4 protein-coding genes are annotated in these 5,537 nt (G+C 55.6%); all 4 read left to right on the forward strand.

Annotated elements, in window-relative coordinates; all coding sequences use genetic code 11:
* Window positions 1-266: 266 nt before the first annotated feature.
* On the forward strand, window positions 267-2,030 hold the full coding sequence (locus J2D75_RS14605) for an efflux RND transporter permease subunit (protein WP_265783096.1): 1,764 nt from the start codon (window positions 267-269) through the stop codon (window positions 2,028-2,030).
* Window positions 2,021-3,505: an efflux RND transporter permease subunit gene (locus J2D75_RS14610; protein WP_265783097.1), complete on the forward strand. Its 1,485-nt coding sequence runs from the start codon at window positions 2,021-2,023 to the stop codon at window positions 3,503-3,505. The genes J2D75_RS14605 and J2D75_RS14610 overlap by 10 nt, the downstream gene beginning before the upstream one ends.
* 137 nt (window positions 3,506-3,642) lie before the next feature.
* Window positions 3,643-4,797, forward strand: coding sequence for a helix-turn-helix domain-containing protein (locus tag J2D75_RS14045; protein ID WP_207855412.1), 1,155 nt, complete (start codon window positions 3,643-3,645; stop codon window positions 4,795-4,797).
* Between the two features lie 95 nt (window positions 4,798-4,892).
* Window positions 4,893-5,297 (forward strand): hypothetical protein, encoded by a 405-nt coding sequence (locus J2D75_RS14050; protein ID WP_207855413.1) that lies wholly within the window; start codon window positions 4,893-4,895, stop codon window positions 5,295-5,297.
* The last annotated feature ends 240 nt before the right edge of the window (window positions 5,298-5,537 follow it).

Consider the following 5,537-nt stretch of genomic DNA (forward strand, 5'->3'; position numbering starts at 1 on the left):
GGGCAGCGCTTGCGATTACCTTTGTGGAAGCGGGGACGGGACGGAAGATCGCGTGTCACGCACCGGAAGTGGCGACGTTGTTGCGCCGGGTGGCCGCCGAGCATGGACTGGCCGTACAGGGTGCGGCCATCACGGTCACGTCGTCAGCCGGGTAGGATTTGAAAGCCCGCTAAAAAGAAACGAAGATTTTTTCGTTCTCCTTTGAAAAAATACCCGTATCGATCGTCTTATAGAGTGAGCCCTCCCGCAGGGACGGGACATCTTCCTTGAAATTCATCGTCTGGTTTGTCCTTCGCCCGGTGGCGACAACGCTGCTGTTGGTCTCCGCCGTGCTGTCCGGGCTTATGGCGCTGCCCCATCTCCCGGTCTCGGACCTGCCTGATGTCGACCTACCGGTGATCTCGATCTCGGCGTCGAATGCCGGCGGCTCGCCCGAAGTCATGGCCCGCACGGTGGCAGCCCCCTTGGAGCGCCATCTGGGCAATATCGCGGGCGTGACGCAGATGCAGTCCACCTCCACTCGGGGCGAGACCTCCATCTCGCTGGGATTTGAACTGGGCCGTGATCTCAACGGCGCCGCACGTGACGTGGAAGCGGCGATCCGGGCCGCGCGACGTGACCTGCCGACCACGCCGGGGTCCGATCCCAGCTATCATCGCGCCAACCCGAACGCGACGCCGGTGCTGATCCTTGCCGTAACACCGGGCATGCAGCTCATGCCTCGCCTGTATGATCTGGTGAACACCACGCTGCGACCCATGCTGCTGCAGGTGCCGGGGGTAGGGGATGTGATGCTCATGGGCAGTTCCGCCCCCGCCGTGCGGGTGGAGATGAACCCGCTGCTGTTCTTCAAATACGGCATGGGGTTCGAGAACCTGCGCGCAGCACTTGCTTCGGCCAATGCGCATACACCGAAGGGCGTGATCGACATGGCGGGCCAGCGCTACCAGCTTGCCGTTAACGATCAGGCAGAACATGCCGATGCGTACCGGGATATGGTCATCGCCTACAAAAGCGGACGTCCGATCCGGCTGCGCGATGTGGCGACCGTCACCGACAGCATGCAGGACGTGAACGCCGCCGCGTTCTTTGATGGAAAGCCGGCGCTGACGCTGATGGTGCGTGCCCAGCCGGAGGCCAATCTGGTCGGCATTGTCGATGCGGTAAAAGCGCGGCTGCCACAGTTGCGGACACTGATGCCGCCGGGGGCGGATATTGCGGTGGCGCGGGATGGCTCGGCCGTGATCCGCTCTTCCCTGCACCATACGCTGGTGACGCTGCTGGCCGCCTGCGTGCTGGCGCTGGTTGTGGTCTGGGTGTTCCTGCGGTCATGGACCGCATCCATCGCGACGGCGATCATCGTGCCGTGCTGCCTGATCGCCAGTCTTGGACCGATGCATCTGGCGGGGTTCGGGCTGGATAATCTCTCGCTCATGGCGCTGACGGTGGTGACGGGACTGGTGGTGGATGACGCCATTGTGGTGATCGAGAACATCATCCGCATGCGCGAGCGCGGGCTTTCCATCGACGAGGCCGCCATTGCCGGGGCGAGCGAGGTGGCGTTCACGCTGCTGTCCATTACCGTCTCGGTGCTGGCGGTGTTCCTGCCCATCGGTTTTGCCCCCGGTCTGACGGGACGGCTGTTCCGGGAGTTTGCAGGAACAGTGGGTATCACTGTCACGGTGTCGCTGGTTCTGTCCTGCGTGGTCACGCCGTGTCTGACGGCGTTGTGCATGCGCTTTGCCGAAGGGAAAAGGCCGGAGCAGGCCGAACAGAACCTTACCCCAGCCAGCAGAGATCACGGCGGCAGCCTGTATCGCCGCACGTTGGACGTCTGCCTGAGCCATCCCGGCAAGACGGCATTGCTGCTGCTGCTGACCCTGCTCGCGACCGGTTTTCTGTTCCTGCGTATGCCAAAGGTCGTGTTCCCGCGTCAGGATATCGGCATCGTCTCAGGGGCTCGCGGGGCAGTGGCAGTTCTCTTGCCCAGACCAAGGAGCGGCTGGAACACTTCAGCAAAGTGCTGCTGAATGACCCGGCCGTCAGTCATGTCATTGCCTATCTCGATACCGGCGAAGGCTCCAGCCACGGCATGGTGTTCGCCACCCTGCGCGATCTGTCCACCGGACGAGCCTCCGGGGCGGAAGTGGCGGCTCGCGTGGTGGCCCGGATGGGGAAAGACATTCACGCCGAATATCATGCGCAGGCGCCCGGTAACATCATGATGCGGGTCGGCTCGAACAGCAGCGGGGTCAGCTATATCCTGCGCAGCGAGGACGACCGGCTGCTGGGACCGGCGACACGCAAACTGGCAAAAGCCCTGCGACATCATCCCGAATTCACGGACGTGGACCCGGATGTCGATCCGCCGGGGCAGGGCATCACGCTTACCATTGATCGCGATACCGCTGCCCGTGTCGGGGTGACACCACAGGTGATCGGCAACACCCTGTCCGATGCGCTCGGCCAGACCACGGCCTCGGTTGTCTACACCGCACATGGGCAATATAACGTGGTGCTGACGGTGGAACACCGCTTTCAGCAGGACCCGGAAATCCTGAAGCAGTTCTGGGTCAGCCCGTCCGGTGGGTCTGCTTCAGGTAGTTCGGCGTCGAACACCATCCGGGTGGTCACGTCGGCTGCGGCCAGTACCACAGCTTCGACCAATGTCACGGCGTTTCGGAACCAGATCGCCAATTCTCTGGCGGGTGGGGCGAATGCTTCAACCGGTTCGGCCGTGGCGACCGGGGCGGAGACACTGGTGCCGCTGTCCGTCGTGGCCCGGATCACCCCCAGTCTCGACCCGGTGGCCGTGACCCATATCGGTTACGCCAGTTCCGCCTCGCTGGCGCTGGAACTGGCGCCCGGCGTCAGCCTGTCACAGGCGCAGGCGATCATCGATCAGGAATGGCACAGCCTGCATCTGCCGAAGGAGATCAGTGGCGAATTGCAGAGCGATGAAGGGGATCTGGGCAGAAGCACGCATGACAGCGAAATCCTGATTATCGCGGCTATCCTGGCCGTCTGGATCACGCTGGGCATGCTGTACGAGAGCGTGTGGCACCCTCTTACCATTCTTTCCACCATCCCCTCGGCCGGGATCGGGGCCGTGGTCGCGCTCGACCTGTTCGGCCTGCCGTTCTCGGGCATGGCGGTGATTGCCATGCTGCTGCTCACCGGCATCTCGCTGAAAAACGCCATCCTGCTGATGGATTTCGCCATCCATGCCGAACGCGAACGCGAACGCGGCATGACGGGGCGCGAGGCTATCCGTGAGGCCTGCCTGCTGCGCCTGCGGCCGATCGTCATGACCACCTTTGCCGCCGCCCTCGGCGCGCTGCCGTTGGTAATGATGGGCGGATACGGCATGGAACTGCGCCAACCATTGGGCATTGCGCTGATCGGTGGCCTGCTCGTCAGCCAGGCACAGACCATGTTTACGACACCGGCTCTCTATCTGCTGGTGGAGCGATTGTCGCGGGAGAAACATGGTAAAAGCGTTTGATGGCAGTAAGGGGGGGGAGCGGAATGTCCGATTAACAAGCAGGTCACCGGAAAACCAGACAGCATTGAGACATGCCCATATCATCTTGCCCAACAAAACTGATAACCGGTACGCAGCAAAATCTTGCAAAATAGAGAATGCAAGATTATCTTGAGATTATGGAACCTGCATTTATGTCTCAAATTCATATTGGCCATCGTTTACGCAGTTTGCGGGAACAAAAAGGGCTCAAGCAAAAGGAAGTGGCCGAAGCTCTTGGCCTTTCTGATCATCAGCCTGTCTCTCAGATTGAATTAGGCAAAAGAAAAGTTACGGCTCAGGAGCTCGTGCGTGCATCTCAGTATTTTGATGTCTCTTTGGAGTGGTTAACCAACCCATTTATTCTTACATCCAAAAATAGCTTTTCTTGGAGACAGAATAATGTAACAGATGAAAATCTTAATTCGTTTGAGGAAGTCGCGGGAGAGTGGATTGGCGCCTTTCGAGAGCTCAATAAAATAAATAAAACTCCGCTTAAGCAAATACTTCCAAGGTTAAGCTTAACTTATAATAGTTCACTAAATGATGCAGTTACTGCGGGCGAGCAAGTTTCTGAGGAATTGAATTTAGGCGAACGACCAGCATTGTCACTGTCTGACGCGCTCGAAAATCGACTTGGTATTTTGGTCCTCATGATTGACACCGTGCAAGGAATCTCTGGAGCGGCCTGCGCACTGCAGGACTTGAATGCTATTTTAATAAATAGGAAAGAGCGGCCAGCTAGGCGAAATACCGATCTTGCACATGAATTTTACCATATTTTGACATGGATGGAGATGCGTCCAGAAAGAAAAGAAGCTGCGTGTCATTCTCAGGAAAGTCCCTCTACCCATAAGGCTAAGAGAAACCAAAAAATTGAGCGCCTTGCAGATAACTTTTCTGCCGGCCTTCTAATGCCTCAAAAAACATTAAATTTACTTGGAAAACCACATGGCAATTTAACAAAATGGCTTATTGAAGGAGCGGACTATCTTGGAGTGTCAGCTCTTTCGTTGAAATGGAGACTTGTCAACTCCAAGGTGTGCCCAGAATTGAAACGAATTTCAAGTGAAGACATTCGTGAAAATCGAGCTCATGAGAATAACCCAGAACTACCTCCGTTATTCAGCAAGAAATTTCTGGAAACAATCGACCTGGCAATTCAACATGGCCATATTTCGATAGGAAAGGCAGCAAAGCTTTTAAATTTTCCTGTGGATGAATTGGGAGATCTGTTCGAAATTCACTCTATTAATCATCCGGGTAGGGTATAATAGTGCCAAGCAGCGCAGTTTTGCTAGTAGATACCAATGTTATTATTGAAAGTCACAGTCGAAATTGTTGGCTTGCGCTGTGTAGAGGTTTTTGCGTGCAGACGGTCGAAAAATGCATTGAAGAAACTCAAAACGGCCACTTCTCTCGCGATCCGTTGAAGCGTATTGATGAGCCAATTCTTCGATCGTCATTGAATAAAATTCACACAGTTACGGAACTTCAACGTGCTGAAGTTTTACTTAACGGTGGAGCTGGGTTAGATGATGGTGAAAGAGATTTATGGGCACATGCATTAACTCGCACAGATGTATGGATTCTATGTGGTCCGGATACGGCAAGCATGCGTTTTGGTTATGCAGTCGAGAAACGTGACCGCTTGGTTTCACTTGAATCTTTACTAAAAAAACTCGGGCATACTCCGTCAGGAGCCCTTCCTGATCATTACAAACAGCGGTGGCTGGACGATACAATGTCAAAACTCGCGATTGGCATATTATAGAATAAATATACTCAATGCGCACAAAGATAATAAACGTCAGTAATTAAAATACAATCTGCATTCGTTATCATGGTTCACTCCATTCATGTTAATTACGCCTCATCTCTGAAGGTCTGCTTTACGCGCTCCTATTATTATTCCCACGTGGCCGGGATGAGGCGGAAGCGGACATAGCTCTGGATGCATAAGCTTTATGAGGATAGGGGGCATTTATTTCAGTAAGAGGTCATGCGTGTGCCG

It is taken from the genome of Acetobacter suratthaniensis, from assembly GCF_017377745.1.
GTDB classification, from domain to species: Bacteria; Pseudomonadota; Alphaproteobacteria; order Acetobacterales; family Acetobacteraceae; genus Acetobacter; species Acetobacter suratthaniensis.

What these genes read in the sequence shown, in the direction of transcription:
- J2D75_RS14045 (WP_207855412.1), top strand. Translation starts at nt 3,643, where the DNA reads ATGCAAGATTATCTTGAGATTATGGAACCTGCATTTATGTCTCAAATT.